Origin of the sequence: Serratia sp. S4 (assembly GCF_000347995.1) — a bacterium.
Taxonomy (GTDB): Bacteria; Pseudomonadota; Gammaproteobacteria; order Enterobacterales; family Enterobacteriaceae; genus Serratia; species Serratia quinivorans.
The window spans coordinates 2,408,546-2,433,441 of sequence record NZ_KB661120.1 but is presented as its reverse complement, the minus strand read 5'-3'; the positions used below and the strand labels follow the sequence as shown (position 1 = coordinate 2,433,441).

The following is a 24,896-nucleotide window of genomic DNA, read 5'->3' as shown; positions in this document are numbered from 1 at the left end:
GGCATCGCAATGACCGAATACCTGCTCCTGTTTGTCGGCACCGTACTGGTGAATAACTTCGTCCTGGTGAAGTTTCTTGGCCTGTGCCCATTCCTCGGCGTTTCCAAAAAGCTGGAAAGCGCCATTGGCATGGGGATGGCCACCACTTTTGTTATGACGTTGGCCTCGGTCAGCGCCTGGGTGATTAACACCTTTATTCTGGTTCCGTTGGATCTGGTGTATCTGCGCACGCTGTCATTTATTTTAGTGATCGCCGTGGTGGTGCAATTTACCGAGATGGTGGTACGCAAAACCAGCCCGGCCCTGTATCGCCTGCTGGGTATTTTCCTGCCGCTGATCACCACCAACTGTGCGGTGCTCGGCGTCGCACTGCTCAACGTCAACCTCGGCTACAATTTCCTGCAGTCTGCGGTATACGGCTTCAGCGCCGCCGCGGGCTTCTCATTGGTGATGGTGCTGTTTGCCGCCATTCGTGAACGTCTGGCGGTAGCCGATGTGCCTGCGCCCTTCCGGGGCTCTTCCATCGCACTGATCACCGCCGGGCTGATGTCGCTGGCCTTTATGGGCTTTACCGGGCTGGTGAAATTCTAATGACCGCGTTATGGATTGCGATTGCTGCGTTAAGCGCCCTTGGCCTGCTGTTCGGTCTGGTGCTGGGCTATGCCGCGCGCCGCTTTGAAGTGGAAGAAGATCCGGTGGCCGAACAGGTCGACGAGATCCTGCCACAGAGCCAGTGCGGCCAGTGCGGTTACCCCGGTTGCCGTCCTTATGCCGAAGCCGTCGCCAACGGTGAGATGATTAACAAATGCGCTCCGGGTGGCGAGCAGGTGATGCTGAAGCTGGCAGAATTGCTCAACGTCGAACCTCAGCCGCTCGGTAGCGAAGCCGCCGCCGAACCTGTGCGCCAGGTGGCCTATATTGACGAAGCCAACTGCATCGGCTGCACCAAGTGCATTCAGGCCTGTCCGGTGGACGCCATCGTCGGCGCTACCCGCGCCATGCATACCGTCATTACCGATCTTTGTACCGGCTGCGACCTGTGCGTTGCGCCGTGCCCTACCGACTGTATTGAAATGAGACCGGTCGCCACCACTACCGCCAACTGGAAGTGGGATATGAAGACGATACCGGTGCAAGTGATCCACGTGGAGCAACATGCTTAATCTGTTCGCCGCCTTCAAAAAAGACCGGATTTGGGATTTCGACGGCGGCATCCATCCGCCGGAAATGAAGACCCAGTCCAGCGGTGTCCCGCTGCGTACCGCCCCGCTGCCGGATAAGTTTATTATCCCGTTGCAACAGCATCTGGGGCCGGAAGGTGAACTGTGCGTCAAGGTCAGCGACGCCGTGCTGAAAGGCCAGCCGCTGACCGTCGGCCGGGGCCGTACCGTACCGGTGCACGCACCGACCTCCGGCACCATCAGCGCCATCACACCGCATATCACCGCTCACCCTTCCGGGCTGGCAGAACTGTGCGTGATTATTCAGCCTGACGGCGAAGACCGCTGGTGCGAGCGCGCACCGGTAGCCGACTACCGTCAACTGACCGCCAGCGAGTTGATCCAACGTATTCATCAGGCCGGCATCGCCGGGCTGGGCGGCGCCGGTTTCCCGACCGCCAGCAAGCTGCAGGGCGGCATGAACGGGGTGGAAACCCTGATCCTCAACGCCGCAGAGTGCGAGCCTTATATCACTGCCGATGACCGCTTGATGCAGGAACATGCCGATCAGGTGATCGAAGGCACGCAGATCCTGCGCCACCTGCTGCAACCCAAGGTCACGCTAATTGGCATAGAGGACAATAAGCCCGAAGCGATCGCCGCGTTGAAACTGGCGCTGCGCGGTCAGCCAGGTATTGCCCTGCGGGTGATCCCAACCAAATACCCTTCTGGCGGCGCCAAACAGCTCACCAAGATCCTGATTGGCAAGGAAGTACCGCACGGCAAGCACTCTTCCGCTATTGGCGTGCTGATGCAGAACGTCGGTACTGCCTTTGCCATTAAACGTGCGATTGTCGACGGCGAACCGCTGATCGAACGCGTGGTGACTCTGACCGGTGATGCTCTAAGCCTGCCGGGCAACCTGTGGGCGCGCATAGGCACACCGGTACAACACCTGTTGAAATTTGCCGGTTTCCAGCCTCAGGCTCAGCAAATGGTCGTGATGGGCGGCCCGCTGATGGGCTTTACCCTGCCCGCGCTCCACGTCCCCATCGTCAAGATAAGCAACTGTATTCTGGCCCCCTCGGTCAGCGAAATGGCACCACAAGAACAGGAACAGTCCTGTATTCGCTGTGGCCTGTGCGTTGATGCCTGCCCGGCGGGCCTGTTACCGCAGCAACTTTACTGGTTCAGCCGCGGCGAAGAACACGAAAAGGCCCGCAATCATAATCTGTTCGATTGCATTGAATGTGGTGCCTGCGCCTTTGTCTGCCCGAGCAATATCCCGCTGGTGCAGTACTACCGCCAGGAAAAGGCCGAGATCAAGGCCATCGATCTGGAAGCGGCACGCACGGCTGAGGCCAAGGCGCGTTACGAAGCCAAGTTGGCGCGTCTGGAACGTGAAAAACTGGCGCGTGAAGAGCGCCATAAGAAAGCGGCTGTCAAACTGACCGATGGCGACCAGGATGCGGTTCAGGCGGCCCTGGCGCGAGTTCGCAGTAAAAATGCTGTACCGGCGACCGGCACCATCAGCGGCGACGCACCGGACAACAGCGAGATGATCGCGGCCCGCGAAGCCCGTAAAGCGCAGGCTCGTGAACGACGTGCTCAGCAGGAAACTGCTATCGCACCGGTAGCAACATCGGCTAGCGAAGATGAAGATCTACGCAAGGCCGCAGTTGCCGCTGCACTGGCGCGAGTTAAGGCCAAGAAAGCGGCGCAGCAGACGACGGTGGATGAACCCCCGGCAGAGGCACCGGCGGCAGTGACGGAAGAAGATCCACGCAAGGCCGCGGTTGCCGCTGCGCTGGCGCGAGTTAAGGCCAAGAAAGCGGCGCAGCAGGCCACAGCGGTGGAAACTCCTGCCGAATCACCGGCAGTGGTGACGGAAGAAGATCCACGCAAGGCCGCGGTTGCCGCTGCACTGGCGCGAGTTAAGGCCAAGAAAGCGGCGCAGCAGGCCGCAGCGGTGGAAACTCCTGCCGAATCACCCGCAGTGGTGACGGAAGAAGACCCGCGCAAGGCCGCGGTCGCGGCAGCGATTGCCCGCGCCAAAGCCAAGAAAGCGGCGCAGCAGGCCGTAGCGGTGGAAACTCCTGCCGAATCACCCGCAGTGGTGACGGAAGAAGACCCGCGCAAGGCCGCAGTCGCAGCAGCCATTGCCCGTGCCAAAGCCAAGAAAGCGGCGCAGCAGGCCGCAGCGGTGGAGACTCCTGCCGAATCGCCCGCAGTGGTGACGGAAGAAGACCCGCGCAAGGCCGCGGTCGCGGCAGCCATTGCCCGCGCCAAAGCTAAAAGAGCGGCGCAAAGTCTGACCACGGCGGATACGGATAAAGAGTGACGGTGAGAGGTGCCTTGCAGGGCGCAAGGCACTTTTTAATCGATAGAAATCAGATAGGTATAATCAACGTCAATCTGGCGCATCTTGGAATCCAGACTCCTCGCCTTAGTTTGAATAATCTCCATCTCCACGCTGCCCTTCACCTCATGGCGCAACCCTGGCATCACGTGGGTAATCAGATAAGCGAAGAATTTTGTACACTCCATGGCGCTTCCCTGATGGTTGATAGAGATATATTCGCGCCCGACAATAGGGATGGTGTCGATATGGTGGCCCGACAAAATATCCTGTTTGTTCTCAGGATCCACCGCCATGATGTGGGTAGCCGAATATTGGCTGTCATCCGTGCTGCGGACGGAATGGATGCTGTACACCCGATGGCAGTCCACACTCAGGCCACGGAAGAAGTCGGTAAAAATCTCGTCCTTCATCGCCATACAGGACGAATGTTCGATCTCCGTTTCCGAAGAGAAATCCAACTGCCGCGAGAACCCCACCAGTTGCATGTTCGGCAGCGTCAGGCGCTTCACCTCAGGGTAAAAATCGGCCGCAAAATCGGCGTCGAAACTAAAACGCGGCATCAGGTTCTTCACGTCCCAATGTTCCATTGAGCGGTAACGATTGGGGGTGGTTTCGAAGCGCTGTTTGAACATGCGGGTAAAGGTTTGCTGCGAGTCGAAGCCCAGTTCGTCTGATATATCGATGATGGAACGGTGGGTAATGCGTAACGCCACCGCAGCGCGCGTCAGAATGCGTGAACGGATATAGGTGGCGAGTTGAATGCCGGTGATCCGTTTGAACTTGCGTTGCAGGTGCCATTTGGAATAGCCGGAAATGCGCGCGACTTCGTCCAGGTTTGGCCGTTTCTCCAGATGTATCTCAACCCACTCAATTAACTCTTCAATAAAAAATACATCTTCATTTGTCATTAATTTACATTCACTAACTCAATAATACTCGGGATAATAACCCACATAGATTATGTAAAAGTTGTTATTTTGTGCGAAAAAACGAACCAAAAAAAACCATATCAATCCAGAGGTTATTGCCTGCCACCGGCCATAAATACCGGCAGTTTCGATCTTGCACTACCAATCTAGCCCGATTATATAACCAACAAAAATCCGATCGCGCCATAGGTCGGAGAAATTTAGGATTACATCCAGTGCTAAAAGGCTAATAGCCCTACAATTAAGACGTATTACCCTCCGGGTGATTCAGGTAGAATGCAGCGCTATAATTTTTCCTGCGTCTCCGCTGAGAGGCGCGTTGAACCTGCCGATGTCCGGCAAAGATAGGTGTAGTTCTCTATGAAGTTCAGGCCGGTACAACCCACAGCCAGCAAAGGCTTGCACATCGCCAGTTCCCCTTTCACCCATAACCAGCAGAGCACCAGCCGTATCATGCTGTGGGTGATGTTGGCCTGCATTCCCGGTATCGCTGCGCAGGTATGGTTTTTTGGCTATGGCACGCTGGTCCAGACCGCACTGGCGATGATCGTCGCCCTGCTGGCGGAAGGGATCATCCTTTCTCTGCGTAAATTGCCGGTGCGCACCCGGCTGGCGGATAACTCGGCCCTGCTGACCGCCCTGTTGCTGGGCATCAGTCTGCCACCACTGGCCCCCTGGTGGATGATTGTCATCGGCACCTTCTTCGCCATCGTTATTGCCAAACAGCTGTATGGCGGCCTCGGGCAGAATCCGTTCAATCCGGCCATGGTCGGTTATGTGGTGTTGCTGATCGCCTTCCCGGTTCAGATGACCAGTTGGTTACCGCCGGATGAACTGCGGGCTACCGCGCTGTCGTTCCAGGATACTCTGTTGGCTATTTTCAGCGGCCACACGACGCAGGGCGCCACCATCCATGAACTGCAAATGGGTATTGACGGCATCAGCCAGGCCACCCCGCTCGACGGTTTCAAAACCGGCCTGCGCAGCGGTCATAGCGTTGAGCAGGTGCTGCAACAGCCGCTGTTCGGTGGCACATTGGCCGGTATCGGCTGGCAATGGGTTAATCTCGGTTTCCTGGCCGGTGGCCTGTTTATGCTGGGTCGTCGTCTGATCCACTGGCAGATCCCCTTCAGCATGCTGGCGGCCATCGCCCTGTGTTCCGGTTTGGCCTGGTGGCTTGACCCGGCGCAGCAGGCCTCGCCGCTGATCCACCTGTTCTCCGGTGCCAGCATGCTGGGCACATTCTTTATTGCTACCGACCCGGTCAGTGCCTCCACCACGCCGAAAGGCCGCCTGATTTACGGCGCATTGGTGGGCGTGCTGGTGTGGCTGATTCGCGTTTACGGCGGTTATCCGGACGGCGTAGCCTTTGCGGTGTTGCTGGCCAACATTACCGTCCCACTGATCGACCACTACACGCAGCCGCGCGTGTACGGTCACCGCTAAGGAGCCATGATGCTAAATTCAATGAGAAAGCATGGCACCACGTTGGCGGTGTTTGCCGCTGTGACCACCGGCCTGACTGCGGTAGTCCACAGCCTGACGCAGAACACCATCGCCCACCAGGCCGCACTGCAGCAAAAAGCGCTGCTTGATCAGGTGGTGCCGCCAGAACTTTACGACAACAATATGCAGACCGAGTGTTTCCTGGTCAGCAACCCGGCGTTGGGCAACGATGCGCCACATCGCCTGTATCTGGCGCGTAAAAATGGCCAACCCACCGCTGCAGCACTGGAAACCACCGCGCCGGACGGTTATTCCGGCGCCATTCAATTGCTGGTCGGTGCCGATTTCAACGGTACCGTGCTGGGTACCCGGGTGGTGGCACACCATGAAACCCCTGGCCTCGGCGATAAAATCGAACTGCGTATATCGAACTGGATCTCGTTTTTCAGCGGTAAAAAAATTGACGGCCCGGACGATAAACGTTGGGCGGTGAAGAAAGACGGCGGTATGTTCGATCAGTTCACCGGCGCCACCATCACGCCGCGTGCGGTGGTCAATGCTGTTCGACGCACGGCGTTGTATATGGAAACGCTGCCGCCTAAACTTGATAGCTTACCTGCCTGTGGAGCCAGCGAATGAGTGAAGCCAAAGATCTGATTGTCCAGGGGCTGTGGAAGAACAACTCCGCGCTGGTGCAATTGCTGGGGATGTGCCCGCTGCTGGCCGTGACCTCTACCGTCACCAACGCCCTCGGGCTGGGGCTGGCGACCACGCTGGTGTTGATACTGACCAACACCTCGATATCCGCAGTACGCCGCTGGGTGCCGAATGAAGTCCGTATCCCGATTTACGTAATGATCATCGCTGCGGCGGTGAGCATTGTGCAAATGCTGATCAACGCCTATGCCTTCGGCCTTTATCAGTCACTGGGGATCTTTATCCCGCTGATCGTCACCAACTGTATCGTGGTTGGCCGCGCCGAAGCGGTAGCCTCTAAAAAACCGGTCGGTCTGTCCGCACTGGACGGCCTGGCGATTGGCCTGGGGGCTACCGGCGTGATGGTGACGCTAGGTGCGATGCGTGAGCTGCTGGGTAACGGCACCCTGTTCGACGGCGCCGATATGCTGCTGGGCAGTTGGGCCAAGGTACTGCGGATTGAGGTGGTTCACTTCGACAGCCCGTTCCTGCTGGCGATGCTGCCACCGGGGGCCTTTATTGGTCTGGGCCTGCTGTTGGCGGTAAAATACCTGATTGACGAAAGGATGAAGGCGCGCACGGCCAAAGCATTACTGGCCGAACCGACTCAGGGACAAGGACAGGCAGAGAAAGCGTAATGAATAAGCAGAAACGGCTGGAAATTCTTACCCGACTACGTGACAACGATCCGCATCCGACCACCGAGCTGGTGTATACCACGCCGTTTGAGCTGCTGATTGCCGTGCTGCTGTCCGCTCAGGCGACCGACGTCAGCGTCAACAAGGCCACCGCCAAGCTTTATCCGGTGGCCAATACGCCGGCCGCCATGCTGGCTCTGGGCGTCGACGGCGTTAAAGGCTACATCAAGACCATCGGCCTGTTTAACAGCAAGGCCGAAAACGTGATCAAAACCTGCCGCATGCTGCTGGAGTTGCACGCAGGTGAGGTGCCGGAAGACCGTGCGGCGCTGGAGGCCCTGCCCGGCGTCGGTCGCAAGACCGCCAACGTGGTGCTCAATACCGCCTTTGGCTGGCCGACCATTGCCGTCGATACCCATATCTTCCGCGTTTGTAACCGCACTAATTTCGCGCCGGGCAAAAATGTCGATCTGGTTGAAGAGAAGTTGCTGAAGGTCGTACCGGCCGAATTCAAGGTTGATTGCCACCACTGGTTTATCCTGCACGGGCGCTATACCTGCATCGCACGAAAACCCCGCTGCGGCTCCTGCATGATTGAAGACCTGTGCGAGTTTAAAGAGAAAGTTTATCCCGACGCCTGATTGCCATGGGCGCAACCTGGCGCCCCTCTATCAGCCCCGCCACTGACCTATTTTTTATCGGAAATGTGATATCAAGCAGCAGTAACCTTGGTGTTCTCACGGATTTTAGTGAAAAACTCACTTCCCGCTTATTTTCAAGCGGAAAATTAGTCAAATATTGCGGCAAGTCTCACGTTTTGACGATCACATTGTCGTCACAACCGCCAGTGCTGTTTTCTCAAATTTCTATAATTTTACAAAACCCGCCATATGCACAACATTCCAATGGATTATTCACCCCACCTATTGATATGAACCATAAAAAGCCGATACAGCAGAATATATCCCTGTTTGAATTCCGTATAGCTTTTAATCAAAACAAAAACTCGGCAAAGTAAACAAAGTCGAAAGTTAATGCTGCATAACATTTGCAACATGGTCGTTTCACTTCGTGAGCGTTATATGTAACAGGATATGACAAACGTATTGCCTCGTTGACAAAGATAGTGAACATTAACCGCCGTCATCCCATCCTATAACAACGCAGAAGGATGCAGTCCTGCATCACCTTTTGCAATTTCCCGTCTTTCTGAGTCGGGGCAGTGAAAAATCAGAGGTACCAGTGTCAACAGCAAACAACAACAGCGAACACCCTGAAAGCGTTAGTCTCAATGCCTTCAAACAGCCCAAGGCGTTTTACCTGATCTTCTCTATTGAGCTCTGGGAACGTTTTGGTTATTACGGTCTGCAAGGCATCATGGCGGTTTATCTGGTCAAGATGCTGGGCCTGAGCGAAGCCGACTCGATCACCCTGTTCTCCTCCTTCAGCGCGCTGGTCTATGGCTTCGTTGCCATCGGCGGCTGGCTTGGGGATAAAGTGCTGGGCTCCAAGCGCGTGATCGTGCTGGGTGCGCTGGTGCTGGCCGTCGGCTATGCCATGGTGGCCTACTCCGGCCATGAGATCTTCTGGGTATACCTGGGTATGGCGACCATCGCCGTGGGCAGTGGCCTGTTCAAGGCTAACCCGTCCTCCCTGCTGTCAACCTGCTACGAGAAAGACGATCCGCGTTTGGACGGTGCATTCACCATGTACTATATGTCCGTCAATATCGGTTCTTTCCTGTCCATGCTGGCCACGCCGTGGTTGGCGGCCAAATATGGCTGGAGCGTCGCGTTCTCTCTGAGCGTCGTCGGCATGCTGATCACCCTGGTCAACTTTATGGTGTGTCACAAGTGGGTGAAACAACACGGTTCCAAGCCTGACTTTAAACCGCTGCAGGTTAAAAAACTGCTGATGGTGCTGGTGGGCGTGGTGGCGCTGGTCGCACTTTCAAGCTGGCTGCTGCATAACCAGATCATTGCTCGCTGGGCGCTGGCGATTGTTTCCATCGGTATCGTGATTGTGTTCGCCAAAGAAACCTTCGCGCTGCACGGCGCGGCACGTCGCAAGATGATCGTTGCCTTCCTGTTGATGCTGGAAGCCGTCGTGTTCTTCGTGCTGTACAGCCAGATGCCAACCTCGTTGAACTTCTTCGCCATCCACAACGTTGAGCACAACATTCTCGGTCTGGCGTTTGAACCCGAACAGTATCAGGCACTGAACCCGTTCTGGATCATGCTGGCCAGCCCGATTCTGGCGGCGCTGTATAACAAGATGGGCGACCGTCTGCCGATGCCGCACAAGTTCGCCTTCGGTATGATCCTGTGCTCCGGCGCCTTCCTGGTGTTGCCGTGGGGCGCCAGCTTCGCCAATGAGCAGGGTATCGTTTCAGTGAACTGGCTGATCCTGAGCTATGCGCTGCAGAGTATCGGCGAACTGATGATCTCCGGCCTGGGCCTGGCGATGGTCGCGCAGTTGGTACCACAACGTCTGATGGGCTTTATCATGGGTTCCTGGTTCCTGACCACCGCCGCCGCCGCGCTGATTGCCGGTAAAGTGGCAGGTCTGACCGCCGTGCCTGGCGACGTCAACGATGCGCACGCTTCACTGGCTATCTACAGCCACGTGTTTATGCAAATCGGTATCGCTACCGCCGTGATCGCCATCCTGATGATGCTGACCGCGCCGAAGCTGCATCGCATGACGCTGGACACCGCAGAAGATACCGAGAAGAAAGCTCAGGCGGCCGCTATCACCAACTGATTGCTGACAACGGATTCAGACAGGTAAAAGAAAGCCGGGGCATTAATTTGCCCCGGCTTTTTTATGTCATCAGGCTGTGGATTTTGCGCTCAAATTGTCCCACATAAACTCACTGACCAGTGCACCGTGGAATGCGGCCTGTTTCTTGTCCGCCGCGGCACTGTGCCCGCCTTCGGTATTCTCATAGAAATAGGCCTGCGGATACCCCATCTGCTGCATGCGTGCCGCCATTTTACGGGCGTGCGACGGGTTGACCCGATCGTCACTGGTGGCGGTGTAAAACAGCACCGGCGGGTAGGACACTCCGGCTTTGATATTGTGATACGGCGAGAAGGTTTTGATGTAGGCCCATTCTTCCGCCTTGCTCGGGTCGCCATATTCGGCAATCCAGGAGGCACCGGCGGAAAGCTGGGTATAGCGCTGCATATCCAGCAACGGCACTTCACAGACGATGCAGCCGAAAAGTTGCGGGTACAGCGTCAGCATATTGCCCACCAGCAAGCCACCGTTACTGCCACCCCGTGCGCCCAGATGTTGTGACGATGTCACTTTTCGTGCGATCAAATCTTCAGCCACGGCGGCAAAGTCCTCATAGGCGCGATGCCGGTTTTGCTTTAACGCCGCCTGATGCCAGGCCGGGCCATACTCGCCACCGCCACGAATATTCGCCACCACATACACCCCACCGCGTTCCAGCCAGGCCGGGGCCTTAGCTCCCATGTACCCCGGCAAGAGCGACACTTCAAAGCCGCCATAGCCATACAGCAAGGTTGGGTTACTGCCGTCAAGCTTGATGCCCTTGGCTGAAATTTGGAAATACGGCACGCGCGTGCCGTCTTTAGACTCGGTAAAATGCTGGCTGACCTGATAACCGCTGGCATCAAAGTCCTGCGGCCCCTGCTTGAGCAGTTCCGCCTCACCACCGTCGAGATTGCCCAGATACAGCGAAGTCGGTTGCAGGAATCCGCTGATCGTCAGGAAATAGTCGTTGGTTTCGTCATCGACCCCACCGGCGGAAATAGTGCTGATCGCCCCTGGCTTACCCAGCGGCTTGCGCTGCCAGGTTTTGCCCTGCGGTGTCAGGACTTCCAACCGGTTGACCACGTTGTCCATGATGCTGAGGATCAGGTGGTCACGCGTGGTGCTGTAACCGCTCAGCGCCGCCTGTGCGGTCGGGGCAAATAACACCGTTAGCTCACGTTTGCCCGCCAGATAATCATCAAAATGGGCCGCCAACAGCGAACCCGAAGGATAGCGCGCTCCGCCCACTTCCCAGTCGCTGCTCGGTTTAATCAATATCCACTCGCGGTGCGTGCTAAATTCGGCATCGGCGGGGATATCAATTTTGACCTGTTGATCTTGCGCGGTCAGCAGATAGGTTTCACGGCGGTAGAAGTCCAGACTGCGGCCCACGTAGTTGCGTTCAAACCCCGGCGTCTGGTCATGATAAGCAAACACCGTCATATCCTGCGGTTGCGCTTCATACAAGGTCTGGGCGGCGCTCAGTGGCGTACCCCGCCGCCAGCGTTTGGCAATGCGCGCATAGCCGGACTGAGTCATTGAGCCAGCGCCGAAATCAGTGGCGATAAACAGCGTGTCTTTATCAATCCATGAGGCCTGGCTTTTCGCTACCGGCAGCACAAAGCCGTCTTTGACAAACTCTTTGCTGACCAGATCAAACTCACGGATTTCGGTGGCGTCACCGCCGTCCGGCGACAGTTCCAGCAGGCAATAGCGATACTCCGGCGCTAACGACTGCGAGCCGTGGAATACCCAGTCTTTGCCCTCGGCCTTGCCTAACGCATCGATATCCAACACCGTTTCCCAGGCTGGCCTGGCCTTGCGATACTCCTGCAGCGTAGTGCGCCGCCATAAGCCACGCGGATTGGTTTGATCCTGCCAGAAGTTGTAATAGTAATCGCCGCGCTTGGCGACCCACGGAATTTGGCTCTCTTTATTGAGAATATCCAGCACCTGTTTTTCCACCCGTTGGAAGCCTTCGCCCTGGGCAAAACACGCGGTGGTACGCTGGTTTTCCTGTTTGATCCACGCCTGTACGGCCTTGCCCTGCAGCTGTTCCAGCCATAAAAATTCATCGGTTGTTCCGGCGCCATTTTCTGCCGCCATCGCCAGGCGGATACTGCTCGGTAATGAAGTCATCGCGAATACGGCTCCTGCGGTTTGTGCGCCGAGTTTAAGAAACTGGCGTCGGTTGCGGTGGGTAATAGGCAAACTCAAGCTCCCTTTGACGGTTAATAAGAATCATTTTCAATAAACTAGGCGTTTGGCGAAGCCGAGTCAAAGCCTGCGCCCATGCCGTTGAGTCAAAATTTAGGATAATGGATCAGATCGTGAATGCGCACCGTCTGTTGACTGTCATTGCGATAGGCATGTGGCCTGTCGGCCTGAAAGCGCATCGCCTCACCACAGGTCAAGTGATGCCATTGGCCGTCAACCGCCAGTTCCAGTTCACCGCTGATGACAATCACGTGCTCAATCACTCCGACCTCATGGGCCGAAGACTCGCTGAGCGCGCCTGGCGCCAGATCGATAACGAACATGTCAAAACCCAGCTGCCTGTCGAATGGAAACAGCGGCACCACTCGCATATCGGCGTTGCCTTGATTGAACACCGGAGCATCGCCGTAGCGATGTAACGTGGCTTGCTGTTGCAGTGGCGAGATCTCCAGAAAGGCGGAAAAGGCCACGTTAAAGCCGGTGGCGATTTTCCATAAGGTTGCCACCGTCGGGCTCGATTCCCCCCGTTCGATCTGCCCCAGCATCGCCTTGCTGACGCCGGTGTTTTCAGCCGCCTGCGCCAAACTCCAGCCGCGCTGGCTGCGTAGAGAACGAAGCGTTTGGGCCAAATGGCCAGACAGTTCCTGCATGTTTTTCTCCCCTGATAGTGCGGCTGATTATAGCCACTTGTGCGCTATAACGCACGGTGCTATGCTCGCCGCTTATCGTGCGTTATAACGCACAACCTTTACCGGAGTGAACCATGCGCCCTGCCATCTCTCTGCGTCATCTGTCTCTGCCTGCCGTTATGGCCGGGTTTGTTGCGGTATTGGTCGGCTACACCAGCTCGGCGGCCATTATCTTCCAGGCGGCTGCGGCTGCCGGTGCTACCCCCTTGCAGATCGGCGGCTGGCTGAGCATGCTGGGGCTGGGAATGGGCATTACCTCGCTCGGGCTTTCGCTGTATTACCGCACGCCGATCCTGACCGCCTGGTCGACCCCCGGCGCAGCGCTGCTGGTCACCAGCCTGCCCGGCACGCCGATTAACGAAGCGATTGGCGTATTTATCTTTGCCTCAGGGCTGATCCTGCTGTGCGGCGTAACCGGGCTGTTCGCCCGGCTGATGGATTATATTCCGCAGGCTATTTCGGCGGCGATGTTGGCGGGGATTTTGCTGCGTTTTGGCCTGGATGCGTTTGCCTCGCTACAGGTCAATTTCGCACTCAGCGCCGGAATGGGACTGGTGTATCTGGTGACGCGGCGTTATCTGGCGCGTTATGCCATTGTACTGACGCTGCTGGCCGGGCTGGCGATTGCGGCGCTGCAGGGCAACATTCATCTTTCACCACAACCGCTGGCATTCGCCATGCCGGAATTTATTACGCCGCATTTTAGCTGGTCGACACTGCTGGGGATTGGCGTGCCGTTCTTCGTGGTCACCATGGCGTCACAAAATGCCCCCGGTATTGCCACGCTAAAGGCGGCCGGCTACAGCGTGCCCACTTCGCCACTGATTAGCTGGACCGCGTTGACCGCGCTGCTGCTGGCCCCCTTCGGTGGATTCTCGGTGTGTATTGCCGCCATTACTGCCGCCATTTGTATGGGGCCAGACGTACACCCTAAGCCACAGCGCCGCTATATGGCTGCCGTCGCCGCCGGGGTATTTTATCTGCTGGCCGGCCTGTTTGGCGGCGTTATCAGTATGTTGTTCAGCGCATTGCCCGTGGCCCTGATCCACACCATTGCCGGGCTGGCCCTGCTGGGCACCATCGCCGGCAGTTTGCAACGCGCGCTGCAGGATGAAAAGCAACGCGACGCCGCACTGATCGCCTTTTTGATCACTGCGTCCGGCGTGACGCTGCTCGGCGTCGGCTCGGCATTTTGGGGGATTATTGGCGGCGCAATCGCCCATATCATCCTGTCGTTACCGCTACGCGCCAGCCGTTCAGGGGACTAACCAGCAAGTCGGGCGATATATCGATCCCATCCGGCAATTTCTCCCCCCTTTGGCGATCTTCTGCTTAACTGAGAGAGGGACGAATGTTGCCCTCCAGGGATCGTTAAGGGAGTTTCTATGCCATCTTCTGCGCAGATTGACCTGATTCAACAGATAGACGCCGCATACCGCCACTGGACAGGTGACGGATTGCCCGGCCCACAGGCCGCAGTCGGCGAACGCTTGACCTGGCTGCATCAACAGGCACCCTACAGCCTGCTGGCCCACACCGGCGGCGGCGATCCGGTGTTTATTTATGCCAATCACTGCGCACAACAATGCTTTGGCTATTCCTTTGATGAGTTTATCGCGCTGCCTTCCCGGTTAAGCGCTTCTCCGGCAGACCGCGCGGAGCGTCAGCAATTGCTGGACAAGGTCACTGAGCAAGGTATTGCACAAGGATATCGCGGGCTGCGGGTCGATAAATTCGGCGACACCTTCACCATTTATGACTGCGAGGTGTGGCAGATCCCAGACGGAGGCCAGGCCGCACTGTTCTGGCCACAGCCGAAACGCCGACCGGGCTGGTATGGCCAGCAGGAACATGCAAATCGATAATGGCCGGGACGCGCTACTGATTAAGTTACATTGTCACGAGATAACCTATGAATGAACAAGCCACGCTGTTAGCTCAGCGTTTGATCCGTAATTTCGAACAGGTTGAAAAAACGCACGACGCACGCCCGCCACTGTACGACAGCCTTGGTGCGCGTTTGGGTACCGGCACCGCGGCCGGTAAGCTGGGTGCCTCTATCGACGTAGTGGCACCGGGCATGCGTTCCTGCCCTTATCACTTCCACTATGCGCAGGAAGAAATGTTTATCGTGCTGGAGGGAACCGGTACCTTGCGGGTTGCCGGAGAGCAACTGCCGATCAAAAGCGGTGACGTGATTTTTATCCCACCGGGGCCGGAATATCCGCATCAGATCATCAATACGTCGCAAGCGCCGTTGAAATACCTTTCCATCAGTACCCGCGAACAGCCCGAACTGGTGGAGTATCCGGACTCAGGCAAGTTCCAGGCGACGGCGCTGCGTGAAGGTAAAGCGGTGCGCTATGTGCAACGCCCCTCAGCCTCGCTCGATTACTGGCAGGATGAACCCTGAGTCCCCTTCCGGGAGCGAAAGCCCCAACGCACGGGCGGCCTGTTCTGCGACGCGAAAATCGATATCCGCCGCCTCGCCGTCTTCCATAAACCAGGCCGCGGACAATCCGGCCCAGGCGAGGATCCACCGCAGCAGCCGCTGGCGATCCAGTCCGGCCAACCGGCAGACCTGCTCAACCCGACAAAGAAAAATCTCGGGATCGGTGGCGATACCGTAGTTGGGATTGCAGAAGATATTGGCGTAATCGAAAGCACGCTCGCCATACAGACGTTTGGGATCGATCGCCAACCAACCGCGCTCAGCGAAGTCCAGCACGTTATCATGATGAATATCGCCGTGCAGCACCGTCTGTTCGCGCGGGCTGGTCAGTAACTCTGCCGCCACGCTGGCACTGAGACGCAACATGCCGCCATGCGCCTGCGCCGCCGGCCACAGTGAGTTGAACCACTGGTCCAGGGGAATAAGCTCCGGCAAAGGTTCGGCACGCGGCGCATGCAGGCGGGCAACCACCTGGCACAAAATCGCCGTGGCCTGTCGATCTTCGCCATCACGTACCATCTGCGCCAGCGAGAGGCGGCCTTGCGCACGCTCCAGCAAAATGCCGTCGTCATGCCAGGCCAGCACTCGAGCTGCACCATCGCCCTGCCACCAGCACATCAATAACCCGCCGAACTTCTCTTCCTGTTCACGGGCAATTTTCAACATGGCGGCGTCCCCCTGATAGCGTACCGGTATCAGCAGGCTGCTGTGAGTTTCAAATGCCTGACCGTCGGGCTGCAACTGCCAGCGTTGCATATAGGGAATTAAGGCCTGATTCATTACCCTGAAAGGTCCTTCACAGTTATAAATAAATGTTAGTGATATTATTAAAAAACAATAAATCTCTGCGTACTTCCGATGTTCGTCTCACTATCCTAACCAAGTTTGTATATTTTTTTAATTAATCTCTCGGGGTTTTTACCATGACATCATTGAAGCGCATTAATTATCCGCAATTACCGACGCCGGGCGGGCCCTATGTCCATGCTGTGTGCCATGGCAATACGCTGTACATTTCCGGCCTGACGGCATTTGCCACCGAAGCGCAAGGGCAAACCACGCAACAACAGACGCAGGCCATTCTGGAGCAGTTGGCGACCATCACCGCCGACGAGGGAACGAATCTAAAAGCGCTGATTAAAATCACGGTCTTCTTAACCGATATCGGCGATCTGCCGGCCCTGCGGCCGGTACTGTTTGATTATTTTGATGGGGCGCTGCCGGCCTGTTCGCTGGTTGCGGTCAGCGCACTGTTCTCACCGCTGGTCAGCGTGGAGATCGAGGCCGTAGTGGCATTATGAGATTGGGCTACAGCCCCCGATGAAAACCGACCCGGCGCACGTTTGTCTTTTCCACCATCGGGAAACTTCTGCTAATTTACCACTAAGAAATTTATTACCGACGAGACGTTATGCAGCAAAAGCCGGTTATGCACGAAGCCAGACAGTTAAAGCGCCTCAACGCCGCAACGCGACGGCAATCCCATATGTATAAATGGATTGCCTTTATCGCCGCGACGGACGCCGTGCTGGTGTATTTTTATGACCGGGATATGCGCAACATTACCTTTTCAGGCGCCGTCGCGCTGGTATGCGGCTATTTGTGGATCCGCGATCGCAACAAGGCGCGCGGTTACCGACGGGAGTACGATCGCAAATTTGGCAAACACAGCGGCCTTTAGCCCTGCATGGCCTCCAGCACTTTTGCACTGTCAACAATTTGCACAAACTTGATGATTTTCCCGGCGTGCAGCTGATAAATATGCGCAAAGGATGCGGTAAATGATTTGCCGGTCACGCCATAGGTGCCATGGTAGAAGCCCTGGGCAATCACGTTTTCACCGGCATCATAAAAATGGTCAACATCGGCGCGGTAGCCCTGCCATTCCGTTCCCAGACGTTGATGAACATTTTTGAAGATCGCCTGCGGGCCAATGTAGGTGCCGGCATAAGGAAAGCCTGCGGCTTCGGTCCACTCCGCGTCGGGCGCTAGTGCCGCCAACAGGTTACGACCATTCTCTTCGGCACTGCCGCCTTCATAGGTAGCGCGTACAATTTCAAGATTCGTTGGCATGGGGTTTCTCCGATAGCATTAGCAGGATATTCCGGTCACACCCCGCAGACACAGGCTTACACCAAGCGGGAATGACCGGAACAAGGCTATTGTAAGTTGCTTATTCCGGCACAAAAACCGTGATTATGGCAATAGTCTGTTGCAGTACAGTAAACAATCTTTTTACCGCGCCGTCATAACGGCCTCATCGACGGCTGTTATGATTTTAGGTTTCCACCCATAAGGAGCATAGCGTGCATTTTTCAACCCTGGCGCAAGCATTGTTGCAGCCGTTTTCACCGCATCAGGAATTGGCCCAGGCCCTGTTGCCACTGACACTCGATTCCGATGATGGCTCACATGACGTGGCTCATTTACACCGGGTGTGGAAAAATACTCGCAATATCAGTCAGCAAGAAGGCGGTGACCGTCGCATTCTCTGTGCGGCCGTGCTGTTGCATGACTGCGTGGCGGTGGAAAAAAACTCGCCACAGCGCCACCTGGCTTCACGCCTGGCGGCGGAAAAAGCCACCCTGACGTTGACGCAACGGGGCTGGGAGCCACAGGACATCGCCAAAACCGCCCATGCTATCGAGGCTCACAGTTTCTCCGCCGCCATTACCCCGGAAACGCTGGAGGCCAAAATTCTTCAGGACGCTGACCGCCTGGACGCCATCGGCATGATTGGCGTGGCGCGCTGTTTCTATATTGGCGGGCGCATGCGTAGCGCGCTGTACGATGCTGCCGATCCGCTGGCGCAGCAACGCCAATATGACGATAAGCGTTTTTGTCTGGATCACTTCGAAACCAAACTGTTCAAGCTGCAGGAAGGCTTCCAAACCGCTACCGGCAAGAAAATGGCGCGGGAGCGCACCGACCGCATGCGGCGTTTTCTCAGCGAGTTGCAGGAAGAAATGTGACAGGTTGCTTCACCCTACCCGGCATTTCCGTTACGGCATCGGCATCTTCGGGCCTCTAATTGCTGTACACTGGCTGCCATCTTCACTGACCAGGCTATAACGATGAAAAAACTGACGCTGAAAGACATGACGGAAAGCGAACAACGTGAAGTAAAAACCGAGCTGGACAAGGCACGTAAAAACCTCGGCAGAGCATTAACCAACGCCGAAAATAACAAGATCAAGGACGAAGTGGTGGCGCGAATTACCGCCGCCCGCGCGAAAATTGAAAAAGCTACCCGCGCCGAGCGTAAAGCCAACCGTATTCAACCCACTGGCGAAACTTTCAACTGGACAGCCTCTATCAACAGCACTCGCCGTCCGCGTTAATCCCCCTCGAAAACCCTGCCAAGGCGGGGTTTTTATATTTCCTCCTTTTTATTAGCCAAACTCATCCGTGCCGCTTAATCATGATTAACCCTGTTATCAAGCGGTTGTAAATTGACAGCCTCATGCAGAATATTCATTATCAGCGCATCGTCCCTCGCTTGTTTTCTTATCTGGCTTCTTATTGCTCGTACTGAAGGAACTTATTATGGCCTCATTTTCCGGTATTTGGGTGGCGCTGGTTACCCCATTTAATCATCATGCAGTCGACCTGCCGGCCACCCAACGGCTGGCTCAGCATCTTATTGCCTCCGGCGTCGATGGACTGGTGGTCTGCGGCACTACCGGTGAGGCGGCCGCGTTAAGCCAGGACGAACAATTGGCGGTGCTCGACGCAGTGCTGGCCGTCACTCCGGCTCATCAGGTGGTGATGGGCCTGTCCGGTAATAACATGGTCGACACTTTGCAAATGCAGCAGGCCATCCAGCTGCGTGATATTGCCGGCGTATTGATCCCGGCCCCCTATTATATTCGCCCATCGCAATGCGGCCTGGTGGACTACTTTACCCAACTTGCCGACGCCTCAAGCGTGCCGGTGATCCTGTATAACATTCCGCAACGCACCGGTATTACAATTGAACTGGCCACCCTGCGTCAGATCGCGCGTCATCCGCGGGTAAAAGCGATTAAGGAGTGCAGCGGTAATCCTGACACCATGATGGCGCTGATTAATGACGGTGAAATCGACGTGCTGACCGGTGAAGATAACCTGATCCTGACTACGCTGTGCCTGGGTGGCACTGGTGCAATCTCGGCTTCCGCACACATTCATCCAGAGCGCTTTGTACAACTGGTACAACAGGTCGCAGAAGGCGATTTGATTGCCGCCCGCGCCAACTTCTATGCCCTGCTGCCGATGATCCACCAGATGTTCAGTTTCCCTAACCCGGCGCCGGTAAAAGCCGCACTGGCGCAGCAAGGGCTGATCCGCAACGAACTGCGCTCACCAATGCAAGCCGTGCCGCAAGCGTTGCAACAGCAAATTGCCGCTACCCTGGCGCAGTTGCAACCGCAAGCCGCATTGATAAGTTAAATTTGTCGATTAAGGCGCTGTAATTTTGACGTTATAGGACTAGGATCAGAGGTTAAGCATGCCTGTCACTCATCACTATCAAGGAGCTTTCGATGAAACTGTTCTATAAAGCCGGCGCCTGTTCTCTGTCCCCCCATATTGTATTGCGCGAAGCAGGCCTGGACTTCACCGCAGAAAAGGTCGATCTGGCGCTGAAAAAGACCGAAAGCGGTGCGGACTATCTGACCATCAACCCGAAAGGACAGGTCCCGGCGCTGCTGCTGGATGATGGCAGCCTGCTGACCGAAGGCGTGGCAATTGTGCAATACCTGGCAGATCGCGTGCCGGATCGCGCTCTGATCCCCGCAGCCGGTACCCTGTCGCGTTATCATGCCATTGAATGGCTGAACTATATTGCCACTGAGTTGCACAAGGGATTCAGTCCGCTGTTTAACCCGAAAACGCCTGAAGAATACAAAACCATCGCGCGGGAAAAACTGGACAAGCAGTTCGACTATCTGGATTCGGTGCTGGCGAAACAGCATTTCCTGTTGGGCAACAAGTTCAGCGTGGCGGATGCCTATTTGTTCACCATTCTGCGCTGGGCCATCGCCCTGCAGTTTGATATCAAAAAGCGCAGCCAGCTTTCGGCCTATTTTGATCGCGTGGCCGCGCGACCTGCGGTGGACGCAACGTTGAATGCGGAAGGCTTGAAATAATACCTGCGCCCCGGCGGCGAGAATACGCCGGGGCGCTCTGCCGGCAGCGTTACAGCATTACCGCTTTAAACTCGCAGCCCGGCTGCACAATACGCTCCTGAGCCGCCACCACCTGCAACTCATACTCACCCATTGCCTGGGTCGTCAGCATCACTTCATACACCGCCGCCGTGACGTGCTCGAGTGCTTTGTCCAACGCCTCACCCTTGAGCAAATTAACCAGCAACAGACCACTGGTCAGGTCGCCTACACCCACCGGTTGACGCTCGCCGAAGTCCACCAGCGGACGGCTGATGTGCCAGGCTTGGCTAGCCGTGACCAGCAGCATTTCGAAACAGTCGATGTTATAACCGGCGCGGCTCAGATGCTTGACCAGCACCAGCTTCGGCCCTTTGGCAATCAGCTCGCGTGCGGCGCTTACCGCCTGCTCCACGTTGGTCACAGTACGCTGGCTCAGCAATTCCAGCTCCAGCAGATTGGGCGCAATCATGTCACTGCACGGCAACGCCTGCTGACAATGAAACTCCGCCACGCCCGGTGCCACGATGCAACCTTTTTCCGGATGACCCATCACCGGATCGCAGAAATACCAGGCGTTCGGATTGGCCTGCTTAACCTGACGCACAATCTCAAGAATATGGTTGCCCTGCTCCGGCGAACCGATATAACCGCTCAGCACCGCATCGCAGTGCTTGAGTTGATCTATATCCGCAATACCCTGGGCAATCTCGGTCAGATGGCTGGCTGGCATCACGCAACCGGTCCACTTGCCGTACTGAGTATGATTGGAAAATTGCACGGTGTTCAGCGACCAGACGTTAACGCCCATGCGGCGCATCGGAAACTCTGCCGCGCTGTTGCCTGCATGGCCAAACACCACATGAGATTGAATAGAAAGAATATTTTTCATTGGAACAACCTGACCTCGCCATACCGTGTGCATCAGCCCGCGGCGAAATAGAATGAATAAATAACGTACATAAACGTTATGCCGGCGCGTCTAAAAACAAGAAACTAGAGGACTTTTTTATTTTTTTGGCGGCGGGATATTGTAACGAATGCTAGCCAGCAAAAAAAGCAGATAGCCAGAACATCATTCAGCTTTCTGCCATTAATCCAGATTTTCCTTAGGGACTCTCGTATTGCAATCAACAGATTTTGAACTGTACTTGGAGGTGATCCTTTTTGTTCAAAACCACACAGGGAAATACAATGAGTCTATTGACGTTACAGCAGGATGTTGCCATCCTTTTTTACGCCACTTTGGGGAAAAAAGCCGACGATAAGGCCTTGACCTACTTTGCTAAAAAACTTGAAAGCGGCGCTTATACCCAGAGTGAATTAGCCAGTAAATTCATTCTCTCGCAAGATGGGCAACACCGTTACGATGGCCTGACCACCAGCCAAAAAGTGCAGTACATCTATCAAAATACCAATGGCACCCCACCGGATGCCGCAACGCTAAGCGCGCTAACCGCACAGGTCGATGCAGGTAAAACGTTGGGCAGCCTGACCACCACCTTAATTAGTGAAACCCAAAATTATGCCGGTAGTGAGGCGCTGCCACAAAGTCAGCAACAACATCTGGAAAACGTCATCAACACCACGTTATATCCGTCGCAGGTCGAGCAGCCGGCTCAAATTGATGCAGCGGCGGACATACAGGGTATTTATTATCTGCTCGGCAGCATGACCAACTCTACGGCCATCAATTACTGGAGCGGAATTTTGGATAGCGGCAAAAAAACGGCCGCAGATATCGCTAATTATTTTGCCGCGTCCAAAAGCTACATCAGCTCTCTTAACAACGAAGACTTTGTGAAGAAAATCTTTTCCGAAGCCTTTGGAACTGCCGCCAGCAACAGCGATGTGCAAAATTACATCGCTGGCCTGAATAATCAGAGCGAAACTCGCGGTGATGTGATTATGCGTATGATGGCCGATATCAGAAATGATACCAGCCATGAGGCGGCCAAACAGAACTTCCTGGCGGCAACCCATGTTTATGCGCCAGGCGAACTCCCGGCTGCACAATTTACCGAAACCGTGATGTCGCTTTATCTGACGGTTGCAGGCGTGGCGGCAGATGCTACCGCACTTGATACTTATAGCCGTCTGCTTGCCAGCGGCACGACCAACGACCAATTGCTAAAAATCCTGTCCGGTGCCTATCAATTCCGCAATGCCGGCGATTACCAGAATATTTATTTGAAGCTCTATGGCAGTGCGCTCGACAGCAATTCAGCTCAGGCGATCCTGCTCAAGGCCGGGAACGATAAAATCAAAGCCAGTTCGCTGATCATTGACGCATTCCGTGACGGTAAATATCCCCTGGACAATAACCCAGCACCGCCACCGACGAGCCAACTACACAACTTTGACGTGAAGCTGGGTGAGGCATTGGGCTATCAGAAAGTGTTTAACGGCACATTTAGCCTTTCTGACAGCGGTAAACTGATGGCGGATATTAATGCGCGGGCGTCTCATGAAGTGACATCCACAGAACTGGCCTCCCTGACATCCTTTAGCCAGTTGAATATCAATGCCAATGTCAATATCGCGGTGGATCTAAGTCTGGTGCCACTCAACGATATTCATAGAATAGTGCTTTCCGGCGACTATGCTACCAGCACCACGGTCCGGGATTCATTAGGTAATAAGATTGTCGAACTGTTGCTTAACGACGCAAATATCGCTAACGCGAACGCTGCACTGCCGTTAAAAGCGACGGCTGCCACGGTGGAAGCTGACGCCGTTCTGAGCAACGCCAAGATCAACCTGTTGCTCGACAGCGCATTACGTTGGGCAGGAAACGGCGTTAACGGAGGAGCCAATCACATTGGCAGCGAATTCTTCGCCCAGAAAAATACTCAAAGCGATAACTATACTGGCTCTCTATCAGCCAACTTTATTACCAAGTCGGTTTATTTGACCACCAACGATAGCGGTGGCATAGATGGCAGCATCGTCAGTAACCTCAACCAGTTCCTGTATTTCACCACCATAGATTTGACCCATTATCGCGGCACGGGTGAAATCTATCTGGATGGTAAGTTGGTCGCTACCGAAGGCAGCAAAGTCTTTGACTTTGGCTTATTCAGCCAGAATGCCAGCATTTATAACTCTGCCTACAACAACGTCAGTTCACTACAGCAAGCTCAATTACCAACGACGAGCTCAGGTGGCAAGTTTACCGGCCAGGATAGCGCCCTGATCTCCGACTACTCCGGAGACTTAACGCTACTCAATTACAGCAGCGCTAAGTTTACGATTGGCGGCGAGTTGACCAAAGACAGCAACATCCATATTTACGATACGGCTCAAAGCGATACCAGCTTCTTGTTGGACTTCACCCAAACTGCCAGCCAAATTCACTATCTGAATATGGGCACATTTAGCCTGACTTCCGACCATAAAAATTTGTTGGAAATCTATATGGCCAGTAATATCAATACGGTACAGAACCGAACGCTGACACTTAGCGGCGGGGACAACTCGATAGAGGTATTAATGCTCAACGGCCTCATGTATACGGGTGACCGCGCTGTGGCACTCAACCTGACCATTGCCGCCGATTTCAGCGACAGCCTGAAAACGATTATAGGCAGTGACTATACCGACCGCAGGTACTATTCCGACATGAAGTTATTACTGGTGGCGGAAAAAGGCGGCACCGGCGGAGGCAGCTTCTATAACACCCTTAACACCCTCACCAACAAAAATGATTTTAGCCATATCATCGACACACTGGCGGGGGACCAGCTTAAGGTCGACGACACCGGCCTGACGGTATACACGGCCAATGTTAAAGGCAACACCACCGTGGACACTACGCGGGAGCTGACCTTTACCGACAGTACTATCGATAGCATGGTCACCCTGAATGCCGGCTACCAGAACAGCGTCATTACCGCCGGTGATGTCGGCAATCAATGGATTTTCTCCAAAACCGGCGACAAAACCGCCACACTGTACGGCAGCGCCACCACGGCCACTGAGCTTAACAATGCTTTTACCGGACTGACGGCAACCGACAACGCTCAGGATCTGTTCTCACAGGTACTGGCCAACATCACCAACGGAACCAGCACCAATAACCTGTCTGAAGTCGGCTTGCTTAAGCTGGATAAGTCGGTTTATGTCATTGTGGACAATAACCACAACCAGACATTTGATGCCGATGATCTGGTGTTCTCGATCGGTGATCAAGACCCGTATCTTGCCGCCGTTTCCCTGCACTACCAGGCACCGGCCATCGCGGTTAATGGTGTCAGCCAACACAGTGTCGAATTAGTTTGATTTAGCCTCACCTCGAGGCTGCGGCAGCCGTTTCGCAACCGCAGCCTCGAGGAAACAAAAATTGTCTTAAAAACTCTAGTATCACAACCTGCAAC

25 protein-coding genes are annotated in these 24,896 nt (G+C 55.3%); 19 read left to right on the top strand and 6 right to left on the bottom strand.

Going from position 1 to position 24,896, the window contains the following annotated elements:
- The first annotated feature begins 9 nt into the window (after nt 1–9).
- The 3 genes from rsxA to rsxC are packed head-to-tail and all read left to right on the top strand — an operon-like array spanning nt 10 to nt 3,501.
- Nucleotides 10–591, top strand: a complete 582-nt coding sequence (rsxA, locus tag SERS4_RS0112235; RefSeq protein ID WP_004938443.1) for an electron transport complex subunit RsxA — start codon at nt 10–12, stop codon at nt 589–591.
- A complete protein-coding gene (rsxB, locus tag SERS4_RS0112230) occupies nt 591–1,163 on the top strand; it encodes an electron transport complex subunit RsxB (RefSeq protein WP_012144971.1) in 573 nt (190 codons plus the stop codon). Before rsxA ends, rsxB begins: the two co-directional genes overlap by 1 nt.
- Nucleotides 1,156–3,501: an electron transport complex subunit RsxC gene (rsxC, locus tag SERS4_RS0112225; RefSeq protein ID WP_017892696.1), complete on the top strand. Its 2,346-nt coding sequence runs from the start codon at nt 1,156–1,158 to the stop codon at nt 3,499–3,501. Before rsxB ends, rsxC begins: the two co-directional genes overlap by 8 nt.
- A gap of 35 nt (nt 3,502–3,536) precedes the next feature.
- On the opposite strand, the gene SERS4_RS0112220 is transcribed toward rsxC, so the two are convergent.
- Nucleotides 3,537–4,430 (bottom strand): helix-turn-helix domain-containing protein, encoded by an 894-nt coding sequence (locus tag SERS4_RS0112220; RefSeq protein ID WP_012144969.1) that lies wholly within the window; start codon nt 4,428–4,430, stop codon nt 3,537–3,539.
- A gap of 381 nt (nt 4,431–4,811) precedes the next feature.
- On the opposite strand from SERS4_RS0112220, the gene rsxD reads away from it, so the two are divergent.
- The 6 genes from rsxD (at nt 4,812) to dtpA (ending at nt 9,994) form a co-directional block, all read left to right on the top strand.
- Nucleotides 4,812–5,897 carry an electron transport complex subunit RsxD gene (rsxD, locus tag SERS4_RS0112215; RefSeq protein WP_017892695.1) on the top strand — a complete coding sequence of 362 codons (1,086 nt, stop codon included), beginning with the start codon at nt 4,812–4,814 and terminating at the stop codon, nt 5,895–5,897.
- 9 nt (nt 5,898–5,906) lie between these two features.
- The gene (gene rsxG, locus SERS4_RS0112210) at nt 5,907–6,536 is read left to right on the top strand and encodes an electron transport complex subunit RsxG (RefSeq protein ID WP_026142357.1); all 630 of its coding nucleotides are present in this window, start codon (nt 5,907–5,909) and stop codon (nt 6,534–6,536) included.
- On the top strand, nt 6,533–7,231 hold the full coding sequence (locus SERS4_RS0112205) for an electron transport complex subunit E (RefSeq protein ID WP_017892693.1): 699 nt from the start codon (nt 6,533–6,535) through the stop codon (nt 7,229–7,231). The genes rsxG and SERS4_RS0112205 overlap by 4 nt, the downstream gene beginning before the upstream one ends.
- Nucleotides 7,231–7,872 carry an endonuclease III gene (gene nth / locus SERS4_RS0112200; protein WP_012144965.1) on the top strand — a complete coding sequence of 214 codons (642 nt, stop codon included), beginning with the start codon at nt 7,231–7,233 and terminating at the stop codon, nt 7,870–7,872. The genes SERS4_RS0112205 and nth overlap by 1 nt, the downstream gene beginning before the upstream one ends.
- 5 nt (nt 7,873–7,877) lie before the next feature.
- Entirely contained in the window at nt 7,878–8,249 is a 372-nt protein-coding gene (locus tag SERS4_RS26990; RefSeq protein WP_156816651.1) for a hypothetical protein, read from the top strand.
- 224 nt (nt 8,250–8,473) lie between these two features.
- Nucleotides 8,474–9,994 (top strand): dipeptide/tripeptide permease DtpA, encoded by a 1,521-nt coding sequence (dtpA, locus tag SERS4_RS0112195; protein WP_012144964.1) that lies wholly within the window; start codon nt 8,474–8,476, stop codon nt 9,992–9,994.
- A gap of 69 nt (nt 9,995–10,063) precedes the next feature.
- Here the strand turns inward: dtpA and SERS4_RS0112190 are convergent, their stop codons facing one another.
- The gene (locus SERS4_RS0112190; protein WP_017892692.1) at nt 10,064–12,154 is read right to left on the bottom strand and encodes a prolyl oligopeptidase family protein; all 2,091 of its coding nucleotides are present in this window, start codon (nt 12,152–12,154) and stop codon (nt 10,064–10,066) included.
- A 164-nt stretch (nt 12,155–12,318) separates the two neighbouring features.
- Nucleotides 12,319–12,882: a helix-turn-helix domain-containing protein gene (locus tag SERS4_RS0112185; RefSeq protein WP_017892691.1), complete on the bottom strand. Its 564-nt coding sequence runs from the start codon at nt 12,880–12,882 to the stop codon at nt 12,319–12,321.
- 113 nt (nt 12,883–12,995) lie between these two features.
- Here SERS4_RS0112185 and SERS4_RS0112180 point away from each other — a divergent pair, with 113 nt between their 5' ends.
- From SERS4_RS0112180 to SERS4_RS0112170, 3 genes are all read left to right on the top strand, one after another.
- Nucleotides 12,996–14,189, top strand: coding sequence for a benzoate/H(+) symporter BenE family transporter (locus SERS4_RS0112180; protein ID WP_017892690.1), 1,194 nt, complete (start codon nt 12,996–12,998; stop codon nt 14,187–14,189).
- Between the two features lie 117 nt (nt 14,190–14,306).
- Entirely contained in the window at nt 14,307–14,786 is a 480-nt protein-coding gene (locus SERS4_RS0112175; RefSeq protein WP_017892689.1) for an MEKHLA domain-containing protein, read from the top strand.
- A 47-nt stretch (nt 14,787–14,833) separates the two neighbouring features.
- Nucleotides 14,834–15,334 carry a cupin domain-containing protein gene (locus tag SERS4_RS0112170; RefSeq protein WP_012144959.1) on the top strand — a complete coding sequence of 167 codons (501 nt, stop codon included), beginning with the start codon at nt 14,834–14,836 and terminating at the stop codon, nt 15,332–15,334.
- On the opposite strand, the gene SERS4_RS0112165 is transcribed toward SERS4_RS0112170, so the two are convergent.
- The gene (locus tag SERS4_RS0112165; RefSeq protein WP_017892688.1) at nt 15,299–16,153 is read right to left on the bottom strand and encodes an aminoglycoside phosphotransferase family protein; all 855 of its coding nucleotides are present in this window, start codon (nt 16,151–16,153) and stop codon (nt 15,299–15,301) included. The two genes, SERS4_RS0112170 and SERS4_RS0112165, sit on opposite strands and share 36 nt — an antisense overlap.
- Nucleotides 16,154–16,296: 143 nt before the next feature.
- On the opposite strand from SERS4_RS0112165, the gene SERS4_RS0112160 reads away from it, so the two are divergent.
- Nucleotides 16,297–16,674: a RidA family protein gene (locus tag SERS4_RS0112160; RefSeq protein WP_017892687.1), complete on the top strand. Its 378-nt coding sequence runs from the start codon at nt 16,297–16,299 to the stop codon at nt 16,672–16,674.
- A gap of 110 nt (nt 16,675–16,784) precedes the next feature.
- Nucleotides 16,785–17,054 (top strand): hypothetical protein, encoded by a 270-nt coding sequence (locus tag SERS4_RS0112155; protein ID WP_026142356.1) that lies wholly within the window; start codon nt 16,785–16,787, stop codon nt 17,052–17,054.
- Here SERS4_RS0112155 and SERS4_RS0112150 read toward each other — a convergent pair.
- Nucleotides 17,051–17,446, bottom strand: coding sequence for a nuclear transport factor 2 family protein (locus SERS4_RS0112150; RefSeq protein ID WP_017892685.1), 396 nt, complete (start codon nt 17,444–17,446; stop codon nt 17,051–17,053). The two genes, SERS4_RS0112155 and SERS4_RS0112150, sit on opposite strands and share 4 nt — an antisense overlap.
- Before the next feature lie 233 nt (nt 17,447–17,679).
- Here SERS4_RS0112150 and SERS4_RS0112145 point away from each other — a divergent pair, with 233 nt between their 5' ends.
- The 4 genes from SERS4_RS0112145 (at nt 17,680) to gstA (ending at nt 20,502) form a co-directional block, all read left to right on the top strand.
- The gene (locus SERS4_RS0112145; RefSeq protein WP_017892684.1) at nt 17,680–18,345 is read left to right on the top strand and encodes an HD domain-containing protein; all 666 of its coding nucleotides are present in this window, start codon (nt 17,680–17,682) and stop codon (nt 18,343–18,345) included.
- Nucleotides 18,346–18,447: 102 nt separating this feature from the next.
- Nucleotides 18,448–18,714 carry a DUF3811 domain-containing protein gene (locus SERS4_RS0112140; protein WP_012144954.1) on the top strand — a complete coding sequence of 89 codons (267 nt, stop codon included), beginning with the start codon at nt 18,448–18,450 and terminating at the stop codon, nt 18,712–18,714.
- A gap of 205 nt (nt 18,715–18,919) precedes the next feature.
- Nucleotides 18,920–19,804: a 4-hydroxy-tetrahydrodipicolinate synthase gene (gene dapA / locus SERS4_RS0112135; protein WP_017892683.1), complete on the top strand. Its 885-nt coding sequence runs from the start codon at nt 18,920–18,922 to the stop codon at nt 19,802–19,804.
- Nucleotides 19,805–19,896: 92 nt separating this feature from the next.
- Nucleotides 19,897–20,502, top strand: coding sequence for a glutathione transferase GstA (gene gstA / locus SERS4_RS0112130; RefSeq protein ID WP_017892682.1), 606 nt, complete (start codon nt 19,897–19,899; stop codon nt 20,500–20,502).
- A 49-nt stretch (nt 20,503–20,551) separates the two neighbouring features.
- Here gstA and pdxY read toward each other — a convergent pair whose 3' ends face one another.
- Entirely contained in the window at nt 20,552–21,412 is an 861-nt protein-coding gene (gene pdxY, locus SERS4_RS0112125; protein ID WP_017892681.1) for a pyridoxal kinase PdxY, read from the bottom strand.
- Nucleotides 21,413–21,714: 302 nt separating this feature from the next.
- Between pdxY and SERS4_RS0112120 the strand changes: the two genes are divergently transcribed.
- Nucleotides 21,715–24,801, top strand: a complete 3,087-nt coding sequence (locus tag SERS4_RS0112120; RefSeq protein WP_017892680.1) for a hypothetical protein — start codon at nt 21,715–21,717, stop codon at nt 24,799–24,801.
- Nucleotides 24,802–24,896 lie beyond the last annotated feature (95 nt).

Excerpts from the sequence above, each read along its gene's own strand:
- SERS4_RS0112155 (WP_026142356.1), top strand. The coding sequence starts at position 16,785 with ATGCAGCAAAAGCCGGTTATGCACGAAGCCAGACAGTTAAAGCGCCTC.
- nth (WP_012144965.1), top strand. The coding sequence starts at position 7,231 with ATGAATAAGCAGAAACGGCTGGAAATTCTTACCCGACTACGTGACAAC.
- SERS4_RS0112160 (WP_017892687.1), top strand. The coding sequence starts at position 16,297 with ATGACATCATTGAAGCGCATTAATTATCCGCAATTACCGACGCCGGGC.
- SERS4_RS0112175 (WP_017892689.1), top strand. The coding sequence starts at position 14,307 with ATGCCATCTTCTGCGCAGATTGACCTGATTCAACAGATAGACGCCGCA.
- rsxG (WP_026142357.1), top strand. The coding sequence starts at position 5,907 with ATGCTAAATTCAATGAGAAAGCATGGCACCACGTTGGCGGTGTTTGCC.
- pdxY (WP_017892681.1), bottom strand. The coding sequence starts at position 21,412 with ATGAAAAATATTCTTTCTATTCAATCTCATGTGGTGTTTGGCCATGCA.
- SERS4_RS0112220 (WP_012144969.1), bottom strand. The coding sequence starts at position 4,430 with ATGACAAATGAAGATGTATTTTTTATTGAAGAGTTAATTGAGTGGGTT.
- gstA (WP_017892682.1), top strand. The coding sequence starts at position 19,897 with ATGAAACTGTTCTATAAAGCCGGCGCCTGTTCTCTGTCCCCCCATATT.
- SERS4_RS0112205 (WP_017892693.1), top strand. The coding sequence starts at position 6,533 with ATGAGTGAAGCCAAAGATCTGATTGTCCAGGGGCTGTGGAAGAACAAC.
- dapA (WP_017892683.1), top strand. The coding sequence starts at position 18,920 with ATGGCCTCATTTTCCGGTATTTGGGTGGCGCTGGTTACCCCATTTAAT.
- rsxA (WP_004938443.1), top strand. The coding sequence starts at position 10 with ATGACCGAATACCTGCTCCTGTTTGTCGGCACCGTACTGGTGAATAAC.
- SERS4_RS0112140 (WP_012144954.1), top strand. The coding sequence starts at position 18,448 with ATGAAAAAACTGACGCTGAAAGACATGACGGAAAGCGAACAACGTGAA.
- rsxB (WP_012144971.1), top strand. The coding sequence starts at position 591 with ATGACCGCGTTATGGATTGCGATTGCTGCGTTAAGCGCCCTTGGCCTG.
- SERS4_RS0112170 (WP_012144959.1), top strand. The coding sequence starts at position 14,834 with ATGAATGAACAAGCCACGCTGTTAGCTCAGCGTTTGATCCGTAATTTC.
- SERS4_RS0112185 (WP_017892691.1), bottom strand. The coding sequence starts at position 12,882 with ATGCAGGAACTGTCTGGCCATTTGGCCCAAACGCTTCGTTCTCTACGC.
- SERS4_RS0112190 (WP_017892692.1), bottom strand. The coding sequence starts at position 12,154 with ATGACTTCATTACCGAGCAGTATCCGCCTGGCGATGGCGGCAGAAAAT.
- SERS4_RS0112120 (WP_017892680.1), top strand. The coding sequence starts at position 21,715 with ATGAGTCTATTGACGTTACAGCAGGATGTTGCCATCCTTTTTTACGCC.
- SERS4_RS0112150 (WP_017892685.1), bottom strand. The coding sequence starts at position 17,446 with ATGCCAACGAATCTTGAAATTGTACGCGCTACCTATGAAGGCGGCAGT.
- rsxD (WP_017892695.1), top strand. The coding sequence starts at position 4,812 with ATGAAGTTCAGGCCGGTACAACCCACAGCCAGCAAAGGCTTGCACATC.
- rsxC (WP_017892696.1), top strand. The coding sequence starts at position 1,156 with ATGCTTAATCTGTTCGCCGCCTTCAAAAAAGACCGGATTTGGGATTTC.
- SERS4_RS26990 (WP_156816651.1), top strand. The coding sequence starts at position 7,878 with ATGGGCGCAACCTGGCGCCCCTCTATCAGCCCCGCCACTGACCTATTT.
- SERS4_RS0112180 (WP_017892690.1), top strand. The coding sequence starts at position 12,996 with ATGCGCCCTGCCATCTCTCTGCGTCATCTGTCTCTGCCTGCCGTTATG.
- SERS4_RS0112165 (WP_017892688.1), bottom strand. The coding sequence starts at position 16,153 with ATGAATCAGGCCTTAATTCCCTATATGCAACGCTGGCAGTTGCAGCCC.